Below are 25,900 nucleotides of genomic sequence, written 5' to 3'. Positions count from 1 at the left end.
TTATTTTTGTCTTGTTCGTTATGATTAATTTCGCAATATAAAAAAGATTAGAATAGTCTGACTAGTTAAATTAATGGATTTGATAAGCACTTATAATTAATAGGTAGTATTATTTTCTTTTTATTGTCAGAATAATCAAACAAAAGGAGGATTTGTATGAAGAAAAAATTAAGTCTTTTAATTACCGCTTCTACCTTAGTTGCTGGAATGTTGGCTGGGTGTAGTGCTGGTGGTAAAAATGCATCAAAAGAGGATGAATTTAAGGTTGGAGTGAACTTGGAGCTTTCTGGAGCTGTTGCATCATATGGACAATCATTAGAAAGCGGTATTGATTTAGCTATTAAAGAGATTAATGCAGATGGTGGAATAGATGGCAAGAAAATAGTTCCTGTTAAGGTAGATAATAAATCTGATTTAACGGAGGCAACTAATGGTGCATTGAAGCTAATCGACCAAGATAAGGTTTCGGCAATTATAGGGGCAGCTACAAGTGGTGATACAGTAGCACAAGTGCAAATAGCTAATGACAAGCAAACAGTCTTATTAACTCCATCGGGTACAGCACCAAACGTTACGGTTAATGAGGATGGAAAGCTAAATGAGTATGCATTCCGTACATCCTTTATTGATCCATTCCAAGGAAATGTGGCTGCAAATTTTGCTATCAATGATTTGAAAATTAAAAATGCTGCCATTTATGCGGATAGTGCAAGTGATTATGCAAAAGGATTAGCAGCAGCATTTAAAGAAACCTTTACAGCTGCTGGTGGAAAAATAGTTTCAGAAGAATCTTATGTTGCAAAGGATACAGATTTTAGCGCAACACTAACGAGAATTAAAGGGAAGAATCCAGAGTTTGTGTTTATTCCTGGCTATTATGAAGAAGTGGGCTTAATTATTAAGCAAGCGCGCGAAATGGGTATAACAGCTCCTTTTATGGGTGCTGATGGCTGGGATTCTCCAAAATTAATTGATTTAGCAGGAGCAGAGAACTTAAATAATACGTTTATTACAAACCACTATTCTTCGGAAGATCCAGATGAGAAAATTCAAAAGTTTGTTTCAGCATTTAAGGATGAATACGGAAAAAGCCCAGATGCATTTAATGCTTTAGGCTATGATTCTGTTTATCTATTAAAAGATGCTGCTGAAAGAGCAGGAAGTACTGATTCGGATAAGATTAAAGAAGAATTGGCAAAAACAAAAGATTTATCGCTGATTACTGGGATAGTGACAATCGATGAAAATCATAACCCAATCAAATCAGCAACAGTTTTAGAATATCAAGATGGAAAACAAGTATTTAAAACAAAGGTTGATCCAAAATAAGACTTGGTGGATGGGGAGGGTGAGCCTCCCTATTTTCCATGGAAGGAAAATTAGAGATAAAAGAATGATAGAGATAGAGAGTATAAACAAAAACGTTTTTTATAAGAATTAATTAGTAGTAGGCTATGTGAAAAAGTTATTGCTTAGCAAAAGGGAGTGAATAAATAGATGGAATGGATACAACAGCTAGTTAACGGCATTTCCTTGGGAAGTATATATGCTCTTATCGCCTTAGGATATACGATGGTATATGGAATTATTAAACTTATTAACTTTGCTCATGGCGATGTATTTATGGTGGGAGCATTTATTGGCTTTTATGCTATTACTGGTTGGGGACTTAGTTTTTTTCCAGCATTGATTGTTTCCATGATTGCTTGTGCTATCTTTGGAATTATCATTGAAAGAATTGCATATAAACGGTTGAGAAATGCGACAAGAATTGCTGCCCTCATTACAGCAATCGGGGTTTCTTTATTGATTGAGTATGTTTTTATTTATTTTAGAGGTGCGGGCTTAGAAACCTATCCAAGTGTTTTACCAACAAAGACATTTGATGTGTTTGGGGCACAAATTACAAGTAAGTCCCTAATTATTTTAGGAACGTCGGTTGGATTAATGTTGATTTTGCAATTTATCGTTCATAAAACGAAGACAGGAAAAGCAATGCGGGCGGTTTCTCATGATATAGACGCTGCAAGATTAATGGGGATTAATGTAGACCGGACTATTTCCGCTACTTTTGCCATTGGTTCTGCTTTAGCGGGAGCAGCAGGCGTTATTTTTGGCGCTTATTACACCAAAATTGAACCGCTAATGGGAGTTATTCCAGGATTAAAGGCATTCGTTGCCGCTGTTTTAGGGGGGATAGGCATTATTCCAGGCGCGATGATTGGCGGACTTATCTTAGGGGTAGTTGAAACGGTTGTTAGTGCTTTAGGTTTTTCTTTATGGAGAGATGCTGCGGCTTTTATTATTTTAATTTTGATTCTTATCTTTAAGCCATCAGGCATTCTTGGTAAGAATACAAAAGAGAAAGTGTAGGTGACTGGAAGGGTGAAAAAATCAAAAGCTTTTTGGATATTCCTTATACTGTCCGCACTTATTTACGGCGTAATTCAGTTCCTGATGACTGGAGGCTGGATTGACACTTTATACAGCAATATGATTATTTTAATGGCTATCAATATTATGCTGGCAGTTAGCTTGCATCTTGTCATAGGAATTACCGGACAATTTTCAATTGGGCATGCTGGCTTTTTGGCGGTAGGGGCATACGTATCAGCAATTGCAACGATGAAGTTTCAAATGCCTTTTCCAATTGCTATTTTAGCTGGTGGAATTGTTGCCGCACTAGCTGGACTATTAGTTGGAATTCCAACCTTGCGATTAAGAGGCGATTATTTAGCCATCGCCACATTAGGATTTGCAGAAATTATTCGGATTTTCTTCTTAAATATTGATTATGTCGGTGGGGCAGCGGGAATGCAGATTACTCATTTGACTACTTGGACAAGTACGTTTATTTGTTTATTTATTACTATTCTAGTCATTGTTAATTTTACTAATTCAAGACATGGCCGTGCAGCCATTGCAATTAGGGAGAATGAAATTGCAGCAGATGCAATGGGAATTAACACAACTTATTATAAGGTTGCCGCTTTTGCATTAGGGTCTTTATTCGCTGGGGTAGCCGGTGCGCTTCAAGCTCATAACTTTTATATTATTAACCCAACTAACTTTGGATTTTTAAAGTCCTTTGATATTTTGATTTACGTGGTCCTTGGAGGATTAGGGAGTTTATCAGGATCTGTTATTGCAGCAAGCTTCTTGACCATTATTTCTACTTATCTTCAAGATTATCCAGAAACGAGAATGATTATATATAGCCTTGTTTTAGTAATCGTCATGCTCTATCGTCCAAAAGGATTAATGGGAACAAAGGAAATTACAGATTTGTTTAAACGCAAAGGAGGTAATTCCAATGACTAAGCAGGAACCTTTATTGCAAATGAAAAATGTAGGTATTTCTTTTGGAGGCTTAAAAGCAGTGTCCGCGATTGATGTAGAGCTCAATCAAGGAGAGTTAATTGGACTAATAGGTCCGAATGGAGCGGGGAAAACGACTACCTTCAACATGTTAACTGGTGTATATGCGCCAACAGAAGGAGAAATTCTTTTTGACGGAAAAAGCTTAAAGGGGTTGCAGCCTTTTCAGGTAACACGTAGAGGGATTAGTAGAACCTTTCAAAATATACGTTTATTTGAAGAACTATCTGTTTTAGATAATGTAAAGGTAGCTTACCATTCTTTGGCTAAGCACTCTATGCTAAGCAGTATTTTGCGGTTCCCTTCCCACTTTAAAGGGGAGAAGGAGATGGAGGAAAAATCAATAGAGTTTCTTAAGATTTTTCAACTCGACCGTTATATGAAGGAAAAAGCGAAAAATCTCCCATACGGTCAGCAGCGCCGTTTAGAGATAGCAAGAGCTTTAGCGGCGGGTCCTAAATTGTTGCTATTGGATGAACCTGCTGCAGGGATGAATCCTCAGGAAACACATGAACTGATGGAATTGATTGCTTTTATTCGCAAAAAATTTCAGCTGACCATTTTACTTATAGAGCATGATATGCCTCTTGTTATGGGGATTTGTGAGCGGATTTATGTTTTGGATCATGGGCAATTGATTGCAGAGGGAACACCTGAAGCGATTAGAAATCATCCAAAAGTAATCGAAGCTTATTTAGGAGAGGAGGTTGCTGAATAATGCTTCATATAAAGGATCTAAATGTATACTATGGTAATATTCAGGCGTTAAAGGGAGTAACGCTTGATATTAAGGAAGGAGAAATAGTAACGCTTATTGGTGCGAATGGAGCGGGGAAAAGTACATTATTAAAGACATTATCCGGTCTAATCAAGCCCAAAAAGGGTTCTATAGAATATTTAGGCAAGTCTATTGCAGGAAAGCCTGCACAATCGATTGTAAAGGCAGGTATGTCACATGTTCCAGAGGGAAGACGTGTCTTTTCTAATATGACTGTGGAGGAAAATCTTGAACTAGGTGCCTTTTTACGAAAAGATAAACAGGAAATTCAGAAGAATTTACAAAAGGTTTATGAGATTTTTCCGCGGTTATTTGAAAGAAAAAAACAATTAGCTGGTACTTTATCTGGTGGAGAACAACAAATGCTGGCAATGGGAAGAGCTATAATGGCAAAACCGAAATTGCTTCTTTTAGATGAACCCTCCATGGGATTAGCACCGATTATTGTTCGTACCATCTTTCAGGTTATTCAAGAAATTAATGAAGAAGGAACGACGGTTTTATTAGTGGAGCAAAATGCCCATATGGCATTATCGATTGCACATAGAGGATATGTCATTGAAACAGGAAAAGTGGTTTTATCAGGATCTGCACAAGAATTACAGGAAAGTGATGAATTAAAGCAGGCTTATTTGGGTGGGCATTAATAGTAGATTTGGAAGAACTGTTATTCACTGGAATAACAGTTCTTTTTTTATTTCTTGAAGAATCTCCCGGTTGAATCAACATTTCATCTATTTCTCTCTTGCTCTATCATAAATGACAGACGCTTTTTAAGTGGAAAAGAATTTTGTTAGAATAGTAGTAAATATAGGAGGATAGATGATGAACCCTTTTACAAAAAAAGCAGTGGAGATTATTACAGATATTCCAGAAGGAAAAGTAATGACCTATGGACAAATAGCTGCTGTGGCTGGAAGCCCTCGGGCAGCAAGACAAGTTGTTAGAGTTCTTCATACCTTATCAGAAAAATACCAACTTCCTTGGCATAGAGTGCTTAATAGTAAAGGCTGTATTGGATTAAGCGGTGAACATGGCCAGCTTCAAAGAAGATTGCTAGAAGCAGAGGGAATTGTATTTCAGCAAAACGGATCGCTTAATTTAAGAGAATATGGATATGAACCGCTGAATTTTATCGATGAACAGATTTAATAGTTGTAGACTAATAGAAGATATTGCTAAACTAGCTGAATTTATAAAATGCAGCAAAAAGCCTATTACGACAGCAGCAATAGGCTTTTATCACTTATTAATTTAGAGCTGATCTCATTGTTTGTTGTAAAACTTCGACAGAATGATTAAATTGTTCTGTTTCTTTTTCATTTAATTCTAGCTCCAGTACTTCACGGATTCCTTGGCGGTTAATTATGGCAGGTACACCAATATAGATGTCTTTATGACCATATTCCCCATCTAGGTATGCAGATACTGGTAAAATAGAGTTCTCATTGCCAAGAATAGCTTTTGTAATGCGGACAAGTGACATGCCGATTCCATAATAAGTGGCACCTTTTCGTTCAATAATATGATAAGCTGCATCGCGAACGTTAATGAAAAGCTCATCTAAGTCTTTTTGAGAGTATTTATCATTTTTAGCAAGCTTTGTTTCAATGCTTTCTAATCCAATCGTTGTACTGCTCCATACAGGCAGTTCCGTATCTCCATGCTCACCGATAATAGCAGCATGGATGTTTCGTGTATCAACGTCGAAATACTCACCTAGCATATAGCGGAAACGGGCAGAATCTAATGTGGTTCCAGAACCGATTACGCGTTCCTTCGGAAGTCCAGATTCTTTCCAAACCACATAAGTCAGAATATCAACAGGGTTTGTCGCAATTAAATAAATTCCATCAAAACCGCTAGCAGTAATTTCTTTTACAATACTTTTAAAAATAGCTGTATTTTTGGCAACTAAATCTAAACGAGTTTCTCCTGGCTTTTGAGGTAGACCAGCAGTAATGACAATTAAGTCAGCTTCTCCACAGTCTGAATAGTCGCCAGCCCATACTTTCGTTGGTGCTGGGGCAAATGGGATACCATGGTTTAAATCCATTGCTTCCCCTTCAGCTCTTTCTTTATTGACATCGATCAGAACAAGTTCTTCTGTAACGCCTTGATTAATTAATGAATAAGCATAGCTGCATCCTACGGCACCTGTACCAATTAAAACGACGCGGTTAATATTTTGCTGTTTCATTATTTTGCAACTCCCTTTTTCTAAATGAATAGATTAATAGTTTTTAGAGCTATTTATTACTAAATGGAGAACAAATTCGTTAATCATTTACTTTGCTGTTACTTTTCTCCATAATATCTTATCATTCTTTCTTTTGTAAAATGTTATTACTGTTTATATAGTGATTATACACTTAAACTTTGTGAAAAATATCACATGAATATGTCTATTTTGTGAAAGTTTCTAAAAGATTAACGGAAAATATATATTTAAGTTTCCCTTCTAATAGGAAGGATAAACAGAATAATCAAAAAGTATCAGTGAAAAATGATTGACAAAAATTATGTGTATTCGGTAATGTAGTAAGTAATTGAATAGGAAAATCCACTAGGGGAGCCTTTTTGGCTGAGACAAGATTACTTGGACCCTTTGAACCTGATCTAGTTCATACTAGCGTAGGAAAGTGGAGTCGGCCCATTGAATATTAGTGTTTTATTTATTCATTATAAAGCCACTCCATTTTTTGGAGTGGCTTTTTTGTATACAAAGTTACTCCATGTTTTCCTTTTCAATAAAAATTAAAGGAGGAAATGGACATGAGTTTTTCACAAGAATTACGTGCACAGGCAGAACCAATTTTTCAGGCAATTATGGAACATTCATTTGTACAAGGAATTGCTAAAGGGGATTTAAAGAAAGAGCAGCTTATACATTATGTGAAACAAGACTTTGAATATTTAAATGCTTTTATGAAAATTTATGGATTGGCGATTTCAAAAAGTACGAACAGACAAGACATGGAGCTATTTAATAACCAAATTTCCTTTGTGCTTCATAGTGAGATACACCCTCATAATAATTTTTGTGAGGTAGCAGGTGTTAAATATGAAGACCTACAAGGATTCCCAGTAGCTCCCGCTGCTCACCATTATATTCGCCATATGCTAACAGTTGCCCATCAAGGAGGAATTGCTGATATTATCGCAGTGCTTTTACCTTGTCCATGGACGTATGTAGAAATCGGGAAAAAACTTTTAGAAGAGGTAAACCCAGATAGTACCCATCCTTTTTATGACTGGATCCATTTTTATGGGGATGGCCCTATGACAGTTACTACTCCGCTTTGTCAGCGATTAGATGAACTTGCTGAAACCCTTAATGAAGAACAGAAGGAAAAGTTAAAGGAATACTTTTTATTAAGCTGTCAGCTAGAATATAAGTTTTGGGATATGGCATACCATGTGGAGGAGTGGCCAGTAAAGACGTTTGAGGTGTCTATATGAACTGGAAAGTTAAAGAGGTTGTCTTACTAGTAGTGATTGCCGTAGCATGCGGCGTTCTCTATATGGGCTGGTCCACTTTATGGCTCCCTATTTCGGCACTTGTCGGCCCAGTTGGTGCTAACTTTATGTTTGGCATATGGGTGATAGCCAGTCCCATAGTTGCCTTTATTCTGCAGAAGCCAGGGGCTGCTTTAATTGCAGAGGTAGTAGCAGCTTCGGTCGAGCTCTTGATTGGCAGTCACTTTGGTTTATCAGCACTTTTAATCGGCGTATTCCAAGGAGTCGGGGCAGAAATAGCATTTGCGATTTTTCGTTATAAAAAATACCATGTTTCTGTCTTAATGTTATCTGGAGGATTGGCAGCTTGTGGCAGCATGCTATATAGCCTTCTAGCAAATGGTTTTTCTTATTATACGACAACGACACTTTTATTAACCTTTGTTATTCAAGTAATAAGTGGTCTTATTTTGGGTGGATTATTAGCAAAGGCAATTGTAGAGGGACTTGGAAAAACAGGAGTCTTAAATGGTTATGCGATTTCTAAAGTGAACCGAAAGAAGGAGAGTAATGATGAGTTCATTGTTAGGATGTAACCATCTGTCTGTGCGCTTCTTGGAGGATAGGGAACCTGTCCTCCAAGAAGTGACACTACATATTAATCAAGGAGAAAAAGTATTAATCCTTGGTCCAAGCGGCAGTGGGAAGTCTACTATTCTATCTGTTTTAGCGGGCATTATTCCAGAACATATCGAAGCATATGTATCGGGAGAAGTGATTAGGAGAAAAAGCACAGGGGTTCTTTTCCAAAATCCTGATACCCAGTTTTGCATGCAGCATGTTGATGAGGAAATTGCCTTTAGTCTCGAAAATAGAAAAGTACCCAGGGAAGAAATGGATGCCATGATTTTTGAACTTCTTGAAAAGGTAGGACTAACAATAGAGCCGCATACTCCTATTGCAAATCTTTCAGGGGGAATGAAACAGCGTCTAGCACTGGCCTGCCTTTTAGCATTGGAGCCAGAGGTGCTTTTTTTAGATGAACCAACAGCACAGCTAGATCCGGCAGGTAGAAAAGAAGTCTTTGAGGTAATGAAAGATACTGCCGCTGGAGCTGGGCAAACAATGATAATGGTAGAGCATGTGTTAGATGGCTGTATCGAATGGATGGATCGTGTCATTCTTTTCAATAAAAAAGGGCAAATAATTGCTGATGGCGACCCAGCTATGGTAGTTAAACAATATAAAGCGGAGATGCGAGAGGCAGGTATATGGCTTCCACAAGTTTTTCCATATAAGTGGGAGGATATAATCCAAAATGAAAATCATTCGAGAAGACGAGAATTAATAAAGGCATATGAAAGAAAAAGGACAATGGCTCTTGAAATAAAACCCGACCCTATTCTGGAAGTGAACAATTTAACTGCTGCTTACCTTAAAGAGAACATTTTAGAAAACATCGAGTTAACCGTAAATAAAGGAGAATGGATTGCTGTTATTGGTAATAACGGTGCGGGAAAAAGCACCTTTTTAAAGCTGCTTGCTCATCTTAAAAAAAGCCAAAAAGGAGACATCTGCTTTCATGGAAAAGATCTGAAAAAGTGGAAAGACAGAGAGCTGTATCAGCACTTAGGATTTGTATTTCAAAACCCTGAGCTCCAATTTATTACTCAAACGGTTTTTGATGAAATATCATTCTCCGGTATTCAATATCAATGGGATAAAGCGGCTATTCATAAAAGAACGACAGAGCTTTTGCAGGAATTTGGATTAGAGCCTTATAAAAATCAACATCCTTTCACCCTTAGCTTTGGGCAGAAAAGAAGATTAAGTGTAGCTACGATGCTGTTATTAGATCAAGATATTCTTCTATTAGATGAACCTACCTTTGGGCAAGATGCAAAATCGTCGCATGATTTATTACAGGTTCTTGAAAAAAGAAAGAAAGAGGGAACTTCCATTATTATGGTTACACATGATATGGATATAGTGGATCAATATGCAGACAAAGTCGTTGTCCTACAACAAAAGAACCTAGTTTTTGCTGATCAGCCGTACTCGCTTTTCTCCAATCAAGAGCTTTGTAAAAGGCTAGCTATTATTCCTCCTATTCATTATCAATTAATCGCTGATTTAAAGGAGGCGGAAGACAATCAAAAGCAACGAGTCTTATCTATCACAACTTAATCCAGCGATGAAATTAATGACCCATATCATATTAATGGTTATTTTAATGACGATTCAAAGCGCCTTTTCGACTGTAGCAATTTGGCTATATGTGTTAATACTTGGTTTAACATTGGGGGGGTGGAAAGGGAAATTTCTTGGTAAAGTGCTTCTCCCATATTCTATTTTTTTTGTACTTACCTTTTGGATGTTAGCGGCATTTGGAAAAGGAGAAACAGTCGTTTGGAAGTGGGCTTGGTTTCAAGTAACTGAGGAAAGTATCAATAGTGGTTTGCTTATTGCCATGCGGATGCTGGCATTTGTGACTATCGGATTGCTTTTTACAACCACCACGAATTTATACGAATTAATGATGAGTCTTATCCATCAATGGAAATTATCTCCGAAATGGGCATATGGAATGATGGCTGGTTTTCGCTGTATACCGATGTTTCAATCAGATCTTGCCCAATTAAAGGAAGCCCATCGAATTCGAGGTTATAAACATAGCGGTACCTGGAAGGCTTTCCTCCGCTATGCAGTTCCCTTGTTAACACAGGCAATTCGCCGTTCCGAGCAAATGGCGATGGCAATGGAAGTAAGAGGATTTACAGGAGAAAAAGATAGGACATATTTTCAAAAAACTTCTATTACATTATTTGATTATTTATATTTTAGTATGATGATAGTTATTGCTATTTGTATTGCTGTATTTATATAGGGCTTGGCAGTTCAGATCCCACATTTATTCATATCTTCCGGAATGTACACGAAGGGAAATGAATAAATTGTAGGGATCTATTTTTATTAGGAAAATATGGACAAATAACGCCTTTCTCCCTAATCTCAAATATTTATTTTAATTGTATTGACACTACCTGTATATACAACTATAATGAAAACGTAATCAACACTTGTATATACATGTGTTGATTATGCAATAGGAATTATAATCGATTTAATAAATACAGGATAGTATAGTCAAAAGGGGGAAGAACGATGGGGAAGTACACAGAACAGGTAAAAGAACTTCTTGAGCATGTTGGTGGAAGCGGAAACATTTCTGTGGTGACACACTGTGCGACAAGAATGCGCTTTGTTTTAAATGATCCATCTAAGGCTGATATTGACAGCATTGAAAAAATCAAGCTTGTAAAAGGAACGTTTACTCAAGCAGGCCAATTCCAAGTTATCATTGGCAATGAAGTTTCATCTTTTTACAATGAGTTTATCGCTATTGCGGGAGTAAGTGATACTTCTAAAGATGAAGCGAAAAAGGCAGCAAAGCAAAACATGAATTTTCTGCAAAGAATGATTGCCCATTTAGCAGATATCTTTACTCCGCTCATTCCAGCGATTGTTGTGGGAGGATTAATTCTTGGTTTCCGTAATGTTATAGGCGAAATTAAATTAGTGGAGGGCGGAACTAAAAAATTAGTAGAAGTATCGCAGTTTTGGGCCGGGACAAATGATTTCTTATGGTTAATAGGAGAAGCGATATTCCACTTCTTGCCTGTCGGAATTACATGGGCAGTTGCAAGAAAGATGGGGGCTACTCCCATTCTTGGAATTGTATTAGGGATCACACTGGTGTCGCCGCAATTATTAAATGCTTATGCAGTAGCTGGAGCAGAAGAAATTCCATTTTGGGATTTTGGGTTTGCTCAAGTAGACATGATTGGGTACCAAGCTCAAGTAATTCCCGCTATTTTAGCAGGTCTATTACTTTCATTCCTAGAGCTGCGTCTGCGTAAAATCATTCCAAATGCGATTTCGATGATTTTTGTGCCATTCCTTGCATTAGTACCAACTGTATTAATTGCCCATACCGTATTAGGCCCAATTGGATGGACAATTGGTTCTGCCATTTCCGATGTTGTCTATTCTGGACTAACCTCTTCGGTAGGATGGTTATTTGCGGCCATATTTGGTTTTGCTTATGCACCACTTGTTATTACAGGATTACATCATATGACAAATGCAATCGATTTACAATTAATGAGTGTATTTGACGGAACAAATCTATGGCCAATGATTGCTTTATCTAACATTGCCCAAGGATCAGCAGTATTAGCGATGATTTATTTAAATCGTAAAGACGAACAAGAAAAACAAGTATCCGTTCCAGCGGCAATCTCCTGTTATTTAGGCGTTACAGAGCCAGCCATGTTTGGTATTAATTTAAAATATGGCTTCCCATTCTTAGCGGCCATGATTGGATCGATGGTGGCAGCAGTTATCTCAGTTGGATCAGGAGTTATGGCTCATTCTATTGGGGTAGGAGGATTGCCAGGATTTTTATCTATCAAAGCAGAACATATGCCTACATTTTTAATTGCAATGGTGCTCGCAATTGTTATACCGTTTATTCTGACAATTGTTTTCTCAAAGCTTAATATGGGGAAAGTTTCTTTGAAAAGAGTAAGAGGATAAAATTTTAATAAGTAAGAGTCGAAACAGTATCCCTTAGGAGGGATAACTTCGACTCTTTTTTGTTTGCGTTCCGTTATTTGTACATGGAGAGGTTCTCTAAGCTAATAAAAAAGGATCGGACAAAGGTAATCAAATTCTATTGGTCCATAGAAATATACATACTTTTACGGACATTACCCAATAATAGCGTAATTTATTCATTGTTATGTTTTTATGTTACATTCTGTTATCGGTAACACAGAGAAAGCGATTGCATTAAAACGGTTTCAAATCTACAATAAGAATGTGAGATAAATAAGGAGGGAAAATTTCATGAAGAGTTATAAAAAACTATTAATGTCAGGAGTAGCGTTGCTTACTGCATTCTCTTTAACCGCTTGTGGCGGCAATGATACGAAAGAAAGTTCAAAAGGCGGATCTTCTGACGGAAAACAAACATTAACAGTGTCAGTAGATGGAGATGGATATAAAAAATATATTGATAGTATCAAAGGCGATTTTGAATCTAAAAATAATGCTGAAGTAAAAGTCGTCGTAATGGCGATGACAGATCAAGCTGACGCATTAGCGCTAGATGGTCCTGCTGGAACTGGTCCAGATGTATTTATCGCACCATATGACCGTGTTGGTTCAATGGGAAGCCAAGGGCATTTAGCTGAAGTAACAGCACAGCCTGAAGGAATTACAGAAACGGAAGAAAAACTAGTAACGTTTGATGGCAAACAATATGGAACACCATTTGTTATCGAAACTTTAGTAGGGTTCTATAATAAAGATTTAATTAAAGAAATGCCTAAAGATTTCTCAGAGGTAGAAGCATTAACAAAAGATAGCAAGTATGCGTTTGAAGCTGAGTCTGGCAAGAACACAGCTTTCTTAGCAAAATGGACGGACTTCTATTTTAGTTATGGATTAGTTGCTGGATATGGCGGATATGCATTTGGAAGTGAAGGAACAGATCCAACTGACATTGGGTTAAACAATCAAGGTACAATCGATGCCATTAAATATGCAAAGACTTGGTATGATCAATGGCCTAAAGGTATGCAGGACGTAACCGGTTCTGGTGATTTTATCACAGAAATGTTTACTACTGGGAAAACAGCTGTAATTATTGATGGCCCATGGATGGCAGATACTTTTAAAGATGCTGGCGTTAATTATGGAGTTGGTGCAATCCCTACATTACCAAATGGTGAAAAATTCGCTGCATTTGGTGGAGGAAAAGCGTGGGTAGCTTCTTCTTATGCGAAAGATCCGGAATTAGCTGCAAAATGGTTAGAGTATGTTGGGAATGCTGATAATTCAACAAAATTCTTTGAAGCTACAAATGAAATTCCTGCAAACACAATTGCACGTAAAGCGGTACCAGCAGATAATGAATTAGCTCAAGCAGTTATTGCAAACTTTGAAAACGCTTCTCCAATGCCTAATATTCAACAAATGGCTGAAGTATGGGATGGCGGACAATATCTAATATTTGATGCAGTTTCTGGTGCGAAAACACCTGAACAATCTGCAGAAGATACAGTGAAAAATATTAAAGAATCGATTGATCAAAAATATAAATAAGGTAGCTTAAAGGAAGGGAGATATTCCACTCCCTTTTAGTCGAAATTTCTAATTGTCATAACTGATAATTAGAAATTTCGTCTTTCCATAACGCAATCGTTTGCATTGAAAACACTTTCAAAACAAGTTGGTTTATCAAAAGAAGTTGGGCGAGTGATGATTTCTTTTGGTAAATCAATAAATTACCATTATGCAACAATATGCAATTTTATAGAAAGGGGATAGCCCACAATGAGTCGAAATGAAACAAATCATAAAAAGAAAGCATCCCTGTTATCCATTATTCCTGGGTTAGGTCAGTTTTATAATAAACAAGCATTTAAAGGAATAGTATTTTTTGCTCTCTTCTTGGTTTTTGCAATAGAGATGGCATTAACTGGATTTCAGGCTTTGGAAGGCTTAATAACATTAGGAAGTATACCTCGTGATGATCACTCGTTATTCCTAATGATTAAAGGAACATTACAGTTAATTTTAACTGTTATCTTTCTCTTCTTCTATATACTAAACATTTATGATGCTCGTAAAATAGGGGCATTAAGAGATAGAGGAGAAAAAATCAATACGAAGACGGTTGATATATTGAAAAATCTTTGGGAGCAAGGATTCCCTTACATCTTTACATTCCCGTCTTATATTTTAATGGCTTTTATCATTATTTTTCCGGTATTAGTGACATTATTTATAGCATTTACAAACTATGATTTTCAACATATACCGCCATTTAAGCTGATTGATTGGATTGGTTTTGAGAACTTTACCAACATCTTTTTCTTAAGTTCTTATCGTGCAACATTTATGAAAATCCTTGTTTGGACATTAATTTGGACATTTGGGGCAACCACTTTACAAATCGTTCTTGGTGTCGTTGCTGCTGTAGTGCTACATCAGAAGCATGTAAAAGGGAAAGCATTTTTCCGAATTCTTTTCTTATTGCCATGGGCTGTACCAGCATTTATTTCGATCATGGGATTCTCTAATATGTTTAATGACAGTATTGGTGCCATTAACGCACAAGTAATCCCATTGATCAATCATCTTCCATTCATTGATATACCGGCAATTTCTTGGAAGACAGATGCGACTTGGACAAAAACAGCACTTATTATGATTCAAGGCTGGCTTGGATTTCCATATATTTTTGTAATGGTAACAGGAGTATTGCAATCTATTTCAGATGATTTATATGAAGCAGCAAACCTTGATGGAGCAACTGCTTTGCAGCAATTCCGCAATATCACATTACCGATGATCCTTTTTGCAACAGCGCCAGTTATGATCACACAGTATACATTTAACTTTAACAACTTCTCTATCATCTACTTGTTTAATGAAGGTGGTCCAGGAAGTATTGGATGGAATGCAGGATCGACAGATATCCTCATTTCATGGATTTATAAATTAACAACAGGGCAAGCACCGCAATATGCAGTTGCAGCAGCGGTAACATTGATTATTTCCGCAATTGTAATTGCAGTATCACTCATAACATTTAAGAAAACAAATGCTTTTGGCAATGAGGAGATGATGTAGGATGAGCATGAAAGCATCGCGACTTATCAATAGAATATTAACATATGGTTTTCTTGGAATCCTATCAATAGTAATCATTTACCCATTATTAGTAACGGCATCAAGTGCCTTTCAAGCTACTAATATGGCGGCATTTACATTGAAATTGGATGCAAACTGGGGACTTGATAATTTCCAAAGACTTTTTAGTGAAACGAATTATTTAAGCTGGTATAAAAATACGATTATTATTGCGGTTGCAGTAATGGTTGTGCAAGTAACATTGGTCACTCTTTCTGGATATGTATTCAGCCGCTATCGCTTTGTTGGAAGAAAATATAGCTTAATTTTCTTCCTTGTTATTCAAATGGTTCCAACAATGGCAGCATTAACTGCTTATTACGTACTAGCAACAGTACTTGGAGCAATTGATTCTTATTGGCTGCTGTCATTAATCTATATCGGTGGTGGTATCCCGATGAACGTATGGTTAATGAAAGGGTATTTTGATACCATACCGCGTGAATTTGACGAAAGTGCAAGAATTGATGGAGCAGGTCATTTAAGAATCTTTGTACAAATTAACTTACCATTAGTGCGCCCAATGCTTGCCGTTCAAGCTTTATGGGCATTTATGACACCATTTAATGATTTCTTATTATCTAAGTTTTTATTACGCTCCAACGAATTATTAACATTGGCTGTTGGATTACAAACATTAATTTCCAACCCGCGTGAACAAAAGGTAGCGCTATTTGCGGCAGGAGCGGTTCTCGCAGCATTACCAATTGTTGTCTTATTCTTCTTCCTGCAAAAGAACTTTGTATCTGGTTTAACTAGCGGCGGATCAAAAGGCTAATCGGTGACCAACTGAAGAAATGTTAGAGACGTCTGCTAGTAGTGGCGCGGGCGTCTTAGGATAGAAAGAAAACAACAAAGAATTTTAAAGTAAGAGAGTGGGATTACAATGAAGAAGTCGGAACCATTTTTGATGCAATATTTCAAGTCTATTATTACACCGACAAATGTATTTAAGGGTAAGAATCTATTAACATGGCCGAAAATGATTTTCCTTTTTATTTTCTTAATTGCATGTATGATGATGCCAACCTCTATTCAAATGGCAAAACTAACAAATTTCCCATTTGAGTTTTTGTTTCCCCAGACAGCTGAATTAATTACAGATGATTTTGCCAAGTCATTGTCTTCAAAACAAGTTAAAAACGGTAAGTTAGTGGGAATAGACAGTCAATATACAGAAGAGACAGGCGGAAATGTGATTGCAATTGATAAGGACAATAAATATCAGATGACTGGAGAAGATCAGACAATTGCTATTAAAGGTTATGAAAATGCCATTGTTTTTAAAGAGGACTATGCTGTAATTGCCGAAGAAAATGGGTTTGGGTTTCAATTGTATTACCCAATGAATGAGGAGAAATATCCTTTCAAAATAGAAAACAAGGAAGATGTCCTGCGATATATCGGAACATTATGGTATGTGCAGAACAAAGCGTTCCTTCTGCCAATCCTGTTACTATTACTAGCAGGTGTTTATACAGCGATGAATGTAGTGCAATTTCTATTTATGTCACTCGTATTATGGCTGACAAAGAAATCAAATATTACCGATATAAGAACCTTTAAAGAGGCAGCAACCATTGTCCTTAACGCAGCAGGACTACCAACCATATTAGCTGTAATCTATGGATTTATTCAATTTGATGTTGCAACCTTCATCATGATACAAGGACTTGGAACGGTATTAATGATTGCATTTGCTTTTTTTAGAACAGGATTTAAAGAAAAAAGACTAAAGATAGATTCAGATAAAGCATAGGGAGAGAAGATTATGACAAATAAGCGTCTTTTCGAAATAAACAGCTGGAAATTAATATCAAATAAGTTGGAAAAAAAAGAAAAGCGACTGCAGGAAAGTCTAACCTCCATCGGAAATGGTTATATGGGGATGCGTGGTAACTTTGAAGAAGGATACTCAGGGGATTTCCATCAAGGTACGTATATTGCAGGTGTATGGTTTCCTGATAAAACAAGGGTTGGCTGGTGGAAAAATGGCTATCCTCAATATTTTGGCAAAGTGATCAATGCGCTGAACTTCATTGGTGTAGATATTTATGTAGACGGTACCAAAGTAGATTTGTATAAGGAAAACATTATTGATTTTCACCTAGAGCTAGATATGAAGGAAGGCATTTTAAGAAGAAGCTTCATCCTCCAAAAAGGAGAAAGTCAAATCAAGTTTGAGTTTGAACGCTTTTTAAGTATTGTTGCAAAAGAAGTTTGTGCAATAGATATAAAGGTAACAACGCTAACAGGAGCGCATAAGATTGAATTGGTTCCATATTTAGATGGTGATGTGACTAATGAAGATTCCAACTATGAAGAAAAATTCTGGGAAGAGACTGGCAGAAAAGTAGAAGCTAATGCTGCCAATCTAATAATGAAAACGGTTGATAATCCTTTTGGAACACCAAGATTTGCAGTATCTGCTTCGATGGCAAATACCATTAATCATCTAGAAGTAACTTCTTACAATGAAAAGCCGATGTATGTTGCTAATGCATATAACAATAAGCTTAAACAAGGGGATACAATCCACCTCCAGAAATATGTGGCAGTTTCGACCTCTCGCGATTGGAAAGAAGAAAGATTAGGTGCTGTTTCTGACTTGTTAGCAAAACAAGCGAAAGAAAAAGGATATGATTCCTTAAAAGAAGAACATATTGCTGCATGGGCAGCCCGCTGGGAAAAGGCGGATGTTCAAATTGATGGGGATGAAGAAGCGCAGCAGGGGATCCGATTCAATATTTTCCAATTATTCTCTACGTACTATGGGGACGATGCGCGTCTCAATGTAGGGCCAAAAGGTTTTACAGGAGAAAAATATGGTGGAGCAACCTACTGGGATACAGAAGCATATATCGTTCCAATGTATTTGGCAGTAGCAGAGCCTAAAGTAACAGAGCAGCTATTACGCTATCGTCGCCAACAGCTGCCAGGTGCGGAGCATAATGCCAAACAGCAGGGACTGAAAGGTGCATTATATCCGATGGTAACCTTCACAGGGGTAGAATGCCATAATGAGTGGGAGATTACCTTTGAAGAAATTCATCGTAACGGTGCCATTGCCCACGCCATTTTTAATTACACAACGTACACAGGTGACGAAACCTATGCACTAAATGAAGGATTAGATGTGTTAGTCGGAATCAGTCGCTTTTGGGCAGATCGCGTACATTATTCGAAAAAAAATGATCAATACATGATACATGGAGTAACAGGACCAAATGAATATGAGAATAACGTGAATAACAATTGGTATACGAATAAGATTGCGACGTGGACATTAAGATATACTTTAGAATTACTTGAAAAAACAACTTCAAAAAGAAAAATAGATTTAAATATTGGCAAAAGTGAATTAGCAAAATGGCAAGAAATCATTGACAAGATGTATTTCCCAGTAGATGAGGAATTGGGAATCTTTGTTCAGCACGATACATTCCTTGATAAAGACTTAAGAACCGTAGATACCCTTTTAAAAGAAGAGAGACCACTTAATCAAAATTGGTCTTGGGATAAAATCTTACGTTCTTGTTTCATTAAGCAGGCAGATGTTTTACAAGGGATGTATTTCTTAAATCATGAATTTAGCTTAGAAGAGAAAAAGCGCAACTTTGATTTTTATGAGCCAATGACTGTCCATGAATCAAGTCTTTCCCCTTGCGTCCATTCTATTTTAGCAGCAGAGATCGGGCTGGAGGAAAAGGCATATGAGATGTATCAGCGCACGGCAAGATTAGATCTTGATAATTATAATAACGATACAGAAGATGGATTGCATATAACTAGTATGTCAGGAAGCTGGCTGGCTATTGTCCACGGCTTTGCTGGAATGCGCACAGCAGCAGGAACTCTTTCCTTTGCACCATTTGTTCCAAAAGGATGGAATAGCTACACCTTTACAATCAATTATCGGAATCGATTAATTCGGGTCACAACGACTTCAGAGGAAGTGAAATTAGAACTTCTATCCGGGAGTTCGCTAAAGATGCAGTTATATGGAAAAGATATTTTACTAGAAAAAGAGTTTGTTGGAAAGAAATAACTAGTTAGAAGAAGGGAGCCGCTGATTGATTGTATTCTATTGCTAGAGAAGAGCGCTAGAATAAAGCAAGCACGGCTCCTTTTATATAGGGAGGCCAATTAATATGTTAAAAGGAATTATCTTTGATTTAGACGGAGTTATTACAGACACTGCAGAATATCATTATTTAGCGTGGAAGAAAACAGCTGAGGCCATTGGAGTTCCTTTTGATCGTGAGTTTAATGAGGAATTAAAAGGTGTTAGCCGCATGGACTCTTTATATAAAATACTAGATCATGGGGGAATTCGCGGGCAATTCTCTGAAGCGCAAGTGGAAGAGCTGGCACACGATAAAAATACCTATTATCAAGAGCTAATTAAAGAAATTACCCCTCATGATTTATTGCCAGGGATAAAAGACTTCTTGGTAGAATGCAAAGAAGCCGGCTTACAGCTTGGCCTTGCTTCTGCAAGTAAAAATGGTCCAGTGATATTAGATCGTTTAGAAGTAACAAACTTTTTTGATACCATCGTCGATCCCGGAAAATTAAAAAAAGGGAAGCCTGATCCAGAAATCTTTGTAAAAGCAGCAGAGCAGCTGCAATTACAAGTGCGTGAATGTGTGGGAGTGGAAGATGCGGAAGCTGGCATTCAAGCAATAAAGGGAGCAAATATGTTTGCAGTTGGTGTTGGCACCCCTGACCGCATGAAATTAGCAGATTGGCAAGTCGGAAGTACCGCAGAAATAACCCTTGAACGGCTAAGGGAGAAATTAGGAGAATAATAGAGTGAGAGGGAATGGAGTGTATTGTATGCTCTGTTCTTTTTTATTTGGCTGGGGAAAGTGCTGTTTTGGGGAGAGGAAGGGATAGGGGGAAAAGTGGTGTTCAACGCATATAAGTCCCAACCAAATTAATTGCAAAAACAAAAAAGCGTATTCCCTTTGCATAGCGCAGAAGGAATCCGCTTTTTAAAAGAAGGTTGGTGTTAGCTTTTCACCTTGAATTGTAAAATTGAAAACGCACCTGGAGACAGTGTTAATTCTTTTTCTAGGTCCCAAATAATCTCTTTATCATGATAGAGATCTTGAACATTTTTATTATCGATATTTTCAACGGGAATCGTGAAAGTTTGTTCTTGATCTGTGTTATTAATAGAGAAAATAATATGTTCCTCTTTGTATGTTTTTCGGTACATTGTAATATTATTATTATTGGAATCCAAGAAAATAAATGATCCTTTGTTACCAAATGCCGGATGGTTTTTACGAAGTGAAATTAATTTTTGAATATGGGCAAATAAGTCAAGATCTTGCTTCTCTTTTTCCCACACCATACACTTTCTGCAGCCTGGATCCTGTGGGCCATCCATCCCTATTTCATCGCCGTAGTAGATACAAGGTGTTCCTGTGAAAGATAAAAGGAATAAATAGAGTAGTTTCACTCTATCCTTTCGATTATTTGCAAGGGTCAAAATACGAGGCGTATCATGACTATCTAATAGATTAAAAGATACTTCATTAACACTATTTGGATACATATGAAGGACATTGGTAATCGTATGTTTGAATTCTGTCGAAGTAATCGAATCCTTCGCAAAGAAATTTACGGCACCTGTTGTGAACGGATAATTCATAACAGCATCAAACTGGTCTCCTTGCAACCAAGGCATAGAGTCATGCCATATTTCTCCGAGAATATACACATCGGGCTTCAATGCTTTCACCTCTGTGCGGAAATCTCTCCAAAATGGATGATCTACTTCATTGGCAACGTCCAGCCTCCAGCCATCGATGGCAAATTCTCTTACCCAATATCGGCCAACCTCTAATAAATATTCTTTTACTTCTGGATGGCTTGTGTTTAGCTTTGGCATAAACGGGGTAAAGGCAAATGTATCATAGTTTGGAATTGGTGCTGTTTGAATTGGGAATTCACGAATATGGAACCAATCTTTATAGATAGATTCCTCCCCCCTCTCCATGACATCTTGCCATTGAGGGAAGAAATAGCCACTGTGATTAAAAACAGCATCTAACATAATCCGAATCCCATGATCATGAAGAACATCTACCATTTTTTGAAACGTCTGTTTATCGCCAAACTGGGGATCGATTTCCATATAGTCAATCGTATCGTATTTATGATTAGAGTAAGCTTTAAATATTGGAGTGAAATAAACACCATTAACTCCTAAATCAACTAAATGATCAACATGATCGATAACACCTTGAAAATCGCCGCCAAAAAAATTAGTAGGGGTAGGCTCTGTACTTCCCCATTCGAGCGTATCAGCAGGATTAAGCATAGGATTCCCGTTGGCAAAGCGTTCTGGGAAAATTTGATACCAAACCGTATCTCTTACCCAGTCGGGAGCATGAAAAGAATCCTCTTTATGCACAAAAGGGATACAAAAATAATAGGCAGTATCGTCTGTTGGAATTGCTTCATAAAATCCTTTTTCTGTATAGATAAGTGTCTCCTTTTCAGATGAAAGCTCAAATCCATAGCGTAAGCGTCGATACTCAGGCTTTATTTCAATAAACCAATAATCATAAAGCTCTGTGCTGCCACTTTTTTTCATGGGAGCTTTTTCGTATTGCCAAGCTTGATTCACAAAAATGTAAGGGTCTCCAAAAATAAGCTGAACAGATTCCATTTCTGCTTTTTTTGTCTGGAGACGGATGTGGACTAGATCGTCTTTATAAATATAAGAAAAATTATTGCCAGGCCGATGATAAATCGCTTCTTTTAACATAAAATCTCCCTTTCTACGCAAGCGTTTGCATTATTAAAGAGTTGAGTATCTAGCAAAAAACAATTATAATATAAAAAGATAAAAGGAAAACGTTTGCGCCCCTCTATTATCAACCCATTTTCGTTATTTATCAAGCATAATTATAAAAAAGTTTAGTTTAAATATAATAGTGAATAATTATTTGTTGTAGAATAAATGAAGTAGTATAATAAATCGCTTTCAATAATTAGTAATGTAATGAATAGAGAAATCTAAATTTAATACTGGGGGAGTTCCATTGGCAACACTTTCAGATGTGGCAAAAAAAGCAAATGTCTCAAAGATGACAGTTTCAAGAGTGTTAAATCATCCAGAGCAAGTAACAGATGAATTAAAACAGCTTGTATATAAAGCAATGGAAGAATTAAATTATGTTCCTAACTATGCGGCAAGAGCATTGGTTAATAATCGAACACAAGTGATTAAATTACTTATTTTAGAAGAAATGGACACGGTTGAACCTTATTATATGAATTTATTAACGGGAATGAGCAGGGAGCTGGATAAGAACCATTATTCCTTACAGCTAGTAACAAGGACATCACTTAATATAGGAAAGTGTGATGGCATCATTGTTACGGGTATGCGCGAATCTGACTATGCTTTTATTGAAAAGTTAACAATTCCGGTTGTATTATTTGGAGAGAATTTGCATGGATTTGATTTTGTCGATGTGGATAACAAAAAAGGGACATATGTTACGACTAAACATATTTTAGACCAAGGATATAAGCAGCTAATTTTTATCGGAATTGATGAGAAAGAGCCTTTTGGGCAACTTCGCGAGGCAGGGTACCTAGATGCAATTTCAGAGAATGCTATAGAAGGAAAAATTATAAGAGTAGCAAATAGTTCAAGAGCAGCCGAGGCAAAGGTTTCTGAATTCCTATCAAAGAACGATGGTAAATTTGGATTTGTTTGCGCCTCAGATCGCATTGCAACAGGAGTGATTCGTGCTATTCAGAAGAAGGGGAAAAGTGTGCCAGAAGACTACGCAGTAACTGGGTTTGATGGCGTCTTTCTAGATAGAATCTCCTCACCAAAAATTACCACAATTAAGCAGCCCTTAATGGAAATGGGAGAGGCTTGTGCACGCATGCTCCTAAAAAAAATTAATGAACGGAACAAAAATCAAGGCAAACATATTTTTGAGCCGAAGCTTGTTGTTCGAGGATCGACTATTCTTGAAGAGTAGAGTGATTTAACCATTTTAGTAATTGTCAATTTGTGTTTTGGCGGGGATAAACAATAGCAGTGAAAATAAGAGGATTGTTCTTTTACGATAAAAACAGCCGATATGCTCTTCAAAAGAGGCACAAAATACCCGCTTAGGAGCACGTAAACTCAGTCACTCGCTTCTACGGGTATTTATTAAGCATTATTATTCCATATTGCTATGTCTCTTAAAGGCTTCCTCAAATCCAATCTCATTTAGCTCAGCAAAATTTAGACAAATGGTATCAAAGACAATATGGGCACACTGATCAAATAATGAGCCTAAGGGCTGGATAGACTTCATCTCATTTGCCTGCCGATATTTCGTGCTTGCCGGAATGCAGATTGTATGGGTTGCCTCTTCCACAAGTGGAGAGCTAGGATCAGTAGTTAAGACTAACACAGTGCATCCTAGTTTATGAGCAGTTTCAGCCGTCCAAATAACAGACTTTGTTTTCCCAGAACCAGAAATCGCGACTAATATATCTTCAGAAGAAATAGAAGGAGTAATTGTCTCGCCCACTACATAAACGGTTGCTCCTAAATGCATTAATCTCATGGCAAAGGATTTCGCCATGAGCCCAGATCGTCCTTCTCCCACGACAAAAATTCTCCTTTTTTCTCTAATTAATGCTGCTGTATCAATTAATAAGTTCTCATCGACTTGTGACAAAACGACTTGGATTTCCTGTTGAATAGCTGTAAGCTTACTCATTGGACAATACCTCCTGATTAAATTGTCTTGCCGCCTTTGCTGGATCGGCAGCCTTCGTAATAGCGGATCCGATAATGGCTATATCAATGCCGCCTTTTTGAAGCTGTGGGATGGAAGCGATAGTAATTCCGCCTGCCGCTGCAATTGGAGTTAGATAGGCAGTGCCGGTTTCCCATTCGCTTTTCCCATTTAGTTCTTGCTCATCCTTACTTATATGGTAGCAAAAAATAGCATCCTTAATCGTGGCAAGTGATATCATTTGTTCTCTGGAAGTGTTTAATAAATCAATCATTACTTTTTTTTGCTTCTTTTTTGCTACTTCCATACATGTCTCAATGGTTACTTTTGGGGCTGTTCCCATAACCGTGATGATATCTGCCCCGGCGGCAAAGCTAAGCTCTGCTTCATATTTCGCATTATCCATTGTTTTCGTGTCAGCAAGGATCTTTTTATGGGGAAATGCTTTTCTCATTTGGCGGACGCTGTCTATTCCGAATTCCTTGATTAGAGAGGTCCCAACTTCAATCCAGTCAATATCAGCTTCTACTAACTGGGCTATATGAATTGCTTCCGAAATAGTTAATCGGTCCAAAGCTAATTGAATGATCATTGTTAACCATCCTTTCTTTCAATACTAAACCGGTTTATTTAAACAGTAAAAATTTTTAATAGAGTAATGGAACAGTATAGAAGCGTCATTCTGCTCATATAGAAGGAACGCTTCTCCGATCGATTTTTTATATTTTCTTTATGGAGGATTGTCTAACAATTAATTCACAAGGATAAATAATTTTTTCTACTTTAAAATGTTCCTTGTTAACTTGTTTTAATAATATTTCCGTAGCCTTTTTTCCCATTTCAAAGGCAGGCTGTGCAATCATCGTCATTGGAGGATTGGAAAGATGTGCAAAAGGAAAATTATCAAAAACAATTAGGGATACATCTTCAGGAATACGCAGTTTCTTTTCCTGTAAAAATGCTAAAGTCTCTAAGAATACTAAATCATTACCTGCCAGGATAGCAGTGGGCGGGTTCTTTTTCTGAAATAGGTGATGTAATTCAGTTTTCACATTTTCTATTTCTGAGCTGATAATATAGTCTTCGCATATGTCTATAGAGTTTTCTAGCAATGCTTTCTTATAGCCTTCAATTCGTTCTTTTCTTGTTGAGATAGTTAATGGCTGTGTCAAAATAGCAATATTCTTGTGGCCATTTTCCAAAAATAATTTGATTGCATGATAGCTTGATTCTATATTTGTGGATAAAATAAAAGAAGCATTTATTTCCGGAATATCTCGATCCATAAAAACAACGGGATAATCTTCCTCTATCATTTTGGCATAAATATCGGTGTTTTGCCCTGTAGGAAAAATAATCAGACCATCTACCTGTTTGGCACGCAATGTTTCGATATATGTTCGTTCCTTTTTGGGATTGTTGTCAGCGTTGCAGATGATTGCCTGATAATCATGCTCGAAGCAGTAATCTTCAATAGAACGGCAGATTTCTGTCGAAAAACGATGAACAATATCGGCTACAATAATTCCAATCATAGAAGTTTTCTTTTGCTTAAGGCTGCGTGCAATATAATTGGGATGATAACCTAGTTGTTCAATGGCACTTTTGATTTTTTCCCTTGTGTCTTCTCCCATATATTCATAACGCTTGTTGATATATTGTGAAACGGTGCTTTTAGAAACACCTGCATATTTCGCTACATCCGCCATGGTTACTTTCGCCATTTGTTTTCCTCTCTCGCTACTTTAAT

The 25,900-nt window shown here is 37.2% G+C and carries 23 protein-coding genes and 1 riboswitch; of the genes, 18 read left to right on the top strand and 5 right to left on the bottom strand.

Annotation, left to right across the window (positions count from 1 at the left end):
* The first annotated feature begins 156 nt into the window (after positions 1–156).
* The 6 genes from NX902_RS23570 to NX902_RS23545 all read left to right on the top strand — a co-directional run bounded on the left by NX902_RS23570 (position 157) and on the right by NX902_RS23545 (position 5,308).
* Positions 157–1,329, top strand: coding sequence for an ABC transporter substrate-binding protein (locus NX902_RS23570; RefSeq protein WP_095329442.1), 1,173 nt, complete (start codon positions 157–159; stop codon positions 1,327–1,329).
* A gap of 168 nt (positions 1,330–1,497) precedes the next feature.
* Positions 1,498–2,373: a branched-chain amino acid ABC transporter permease gene (locus NX902_RS23565; RefSeq protein ID WP_047940874.1), complete on the top strand. Its 876-nt coding sequence runs from the start codon at positions 1,498–1,500 to the stop codon at positions 2,371–2,373.
* A 12-nt stretch (positions 2,374–2,385) separates the two neighbouring features.
* Positions 2,386–3,321 (top strand): branched-chain amino acid ABC transporter permease, encoded by a 936-nt coding sequence (locus tag NX902_RS23560; RefSeq protein WP_047940873.1) that lies wholly within the window; start codon positions 2,386–2,388, stop codon positions 3,319–3,321.
* Positions 3,314–4,096, top strand: coding sequence for an ABC transporter ATP-binding protein (locus NX902_RS23555; RefSeq protein ID WP_172865960.1), 783 nt, complete (start codon positions 3,314–3,316; stop codon positions 4,094–4,096). Before NX902_RS23560 ends, NX902_RS23555 begins: the two co-directional genes overlap by 8 nt.
* The gene (locus tag NX902_RS23550) at positions 4,096–4,803 is read left to right on the top strand and encodes an ABC transporter ATP-binding protein (RefSeq protein ID WP_061796971.1); all 708 of its coding nucleotides are present in this window, start codon (positions 4,096–4,098) and stop codon (positions 4,801–4,803) included. The genes NX902_RS23555 and NX902_RS23550 overlap by 1 nt, the downstream gene beginning before the upstream one ends.
* A gap of 178 nt (positions 4,804–4,981) precedes the next feature.
* Positions 4,982–5,308, top strand: a complete 327-nt coding sequence (locus NX902_RS23545; RefSeq protein WP_047940870.1) for an MGMT family protein — start codon at positions 4,982–4,984, stop codon at positions 5,306–5,308.
* Positions 5,309–5,405: 97 nt separating this feature from the next.
* On the opposite strand, the gene NX902_RS23540 is transcribed toward NX902_RS23545, so the two are convergent.
* Positions 5,406–6,356, bottom strand: coding sequence for an L-lactate dehydrogenase (locus NX902_RS23540; RefSeq protein ID WP_144544940.1), 951 nt, complete (start codon positions 6,354–6,356; stop codon positions 5,406–5,408).
* 358 nt (positions 6,357–6,714) lie between these two features.
* Positions 6,715–6,814, top strand: a riboswitch (TPP riboswitch).
* 117 nt (positions 6,815–6,931) lie between these two features.
* Between NX902_RS23540 and tenA the strand changes: the two genes are divergently transcribed.
* The 11 genes from tenA (at position 6,932) to pgmB (ending at position 20,190) form a co-directional block, all read left to right on the top strand.
* Positions 6,932–7,618 (top strand): thiaminase II, encoded by a 687-nt coding sequence (gene tenA, locus NX902_RS23535; protein ID WP_144544938.1) that lies wholly within the window; start codon positions 6,932–6,934, stop codon positions 7,616–7,618.
* Positions 7,615–8,211 carry an ECF transporter S component gene (locus NX902_RS23530; RefSeq protein WP_095329448.1) on the top strand — a complete coding sequence of 199 codons (597 nt, stop codon included), beginning with the start codon at positions 7,615–7,617 and terminating at the stop codon, positions 8,209–8,211. Before tenA ends, NX902_RS23530 begins: the two co-directional genes overlap by 4 nt.
* Positions 8,189–9,802, top strand: a complete 1,614-nt coding sequence (locus NX902_RS23525; protein ID WP_341161039.1) for an ABC transporter ATP-binding protein — start codon at positions 8,189–8,191, stop codon at positions 9,800–9,802. The genes NX902_RS23530 and NX902_RS23525 overlap by 23 nt, the downstream gene beginning before the upstream one ends.
* Positions 9,768–10,502, top strand: a complete 735-nt coding sequence (locus NX902_RS23520; protein WP_123258537.1) for an energy-coupling factor transporter transmembrane component T family protein — start codon at positions 9,768–9,770, stop codon at positions 10,500–10,502. Before NX902_RS23525 ends, NX902_RS23520 begins: the two co-directional genes overlap by 35 nt.
* Before the next feature lie 278 nt (positions 10,503–10,780).
* Positions 10,781–12,214, top strand: a complete 1,434-nt coding sequence (gene treP, locus NX902_RS23515) for a PTS system trehalose-specific EIIBC component (RefSeq protein WP_144544936.1) — start codon at positions 10,781–10,783, stop codon at positions 12,212–12,214.
* Between the two features lie 312 nt (positions 12,215–12,526).
* Entirely contained in the window at positions 12,527–13,786 is a 1,260-nt protein-coding gene (locus NX902_RS23510) for an extracellular solute-binding protein (protein ID WP_047940865.1), read from the top strand.
* 231 nt (positions 13,787–14,017) lie between these two features.
* Positions 14,018–15,319 carry a sugar ABC transporter permease gene (locus NX902_RS23505; RefSeq protein WP_047940864.1) on the top strand — a complete coding sequence of 434 codons (1,302 nt, stop codon included), beginning with the start codon at positions 14,018–14,020 and terminating at the stop codon, positions 15,317–15,319.
* Between the two features lies 1 nt (position 15,320).
* Positions 15,321–16,157: a sugar ABC transporter permease gene (locus NX902_RS23500; RefSeq protein ID WP_047940863.1), complete on the top strand. Its 837-nt coding sequence runs from the start codon at positions 15,321–15,323 to the stop codon at positions 16,155–16,157.
* A 132-nt stretch (positions 16,158–16,289) separates the two neighbouring features.
* On the top strand, positions 16,290–17,138 hold the full coding sequence (locus tag NX902_RS23495; protein ID WP_328282807.1) for a DUF1189 family protein: 849 nt from the start codon (positions 16,290–16,292) through the stop codon (positions 17,136–17,138).
* A 12-nt stretch (positions 17,139–17,150) separates the two neighbouring features.
* Positions 17,151–19,427: a glycoside hydrolase family 65 protein gene (locus NX902_RS23490; protein ID WP_341161038.1), complete on the top strand. Its 2,277-nt coding sequence runs from the start codon at positions 17,151–17,153 to the stop codon at positions 19,425–19,427.
* A 103-nt stretch (positions 19,428–19,530) separates the two neighbouring features.
* Positions 19,531–20,190, top strand: coding sequence for a beta-phosphoglucomutase (gene pgmB, locus NX902_RS23485; RefSeq protein ID WP_095329456.1), 660 nt, complete (start codon positions 19,531–19,533; stop codon positions 20,188–20,190).
* 203 nt (positions 20,191–20,393) lie between these two features.
* On the opposite strand, the gene NX902_RS23480 is transcribed toward pgmB, so the two are convergent.
* A complete protein-coding gene (locus NX902_RS23480; RefSeq protein WP_163185087.1) occupies positions 20,394–22,163 on the bottom strand; it encodes a glycoside hydrolase family 13 protein in 1,770 nt (589 codons plus the stop codon).
* A 277-nt stretch (positions 22,164–22,440) separates the two neighbouring features.
* Between NX902_RS23480 and NX902_RS23475 the strand changes: the two genes are divergently transcribed.
* Positions 22,441–23,397 (top strand): LacI family DNA-binding transcriptional regulator, encoded by a 957-nt coding sequence (locus NX902_RS23475; protein WP_163185089.1) that lies wholly within the window; start codon positions 22,441–22,443, stop codon positions 23,395–23,397.
* Positions 23,398–23,583: 186 nt separating this feature from the next.
* On the opposite strand, the gene hxlB is transcribed toward NX902_RS23475, so the two are convergent.
* The 3 genes from hxlB to NX902_RS23460 all read right to left on the bottom strand — a co-directional run bounded on the left by hxlB (position 23,584) and on the right by NX902_RS23460 (position 25,874).
* Positions 23,584–24,132 carry a 6-phospho-3-hexuloisomerase gene (gene hxlB / locus NX902_RS23470; RefSeq protein WP_163185092.1) on the bottom strand — a complete coding sequence of 183 codons (549 nt, stop codon included), beginning with the start codon at positions 24,130–24,132 and terminating at the stop codon, positions 23,584–23,586.
* A complete protein-coding gene (gene hxlA, locus NX902_RS23465; protein WP_163185095.1) occupies positions 24,125–24,742 on the bottom strand; it encodes a 3-hexulose-6-phosphate synthase in 618 nt (205 codons plus the stop codon). The genes hxlB and hxlA overlap by 8 nt, the downstream gene beginning before the upstream one ends.
* Positions 24,743–24,869: 127 nt before the next feature.
* Complete coding sequence (locus tag NX902_RS23460; protein ID WP_172859483.1) at positions 24,870–25,874, bottom strand: LacI family DNA-binding transcriptional regulator; 1,005 nt, start codon at positions 25,872–25,874, stop codon at positions 24,870–24,872.
* Positions 25,875–25,900 lie beyond the last annotated feature (26 nt).

The sequence above is a fragment of the Niallia sp. FSL W8-0954 genome, from assembly GCF_038005605.1.
GTDB lineage: Bacteria > Bacillota > Bacilli > Bacillales > Cytobacillaceae > Niallia > Niallia circulans_A.
Note: the sequence above shows the minus strand (reverse complement) of the source record. Positions and strands in the feature narration are given on the sequence as shown.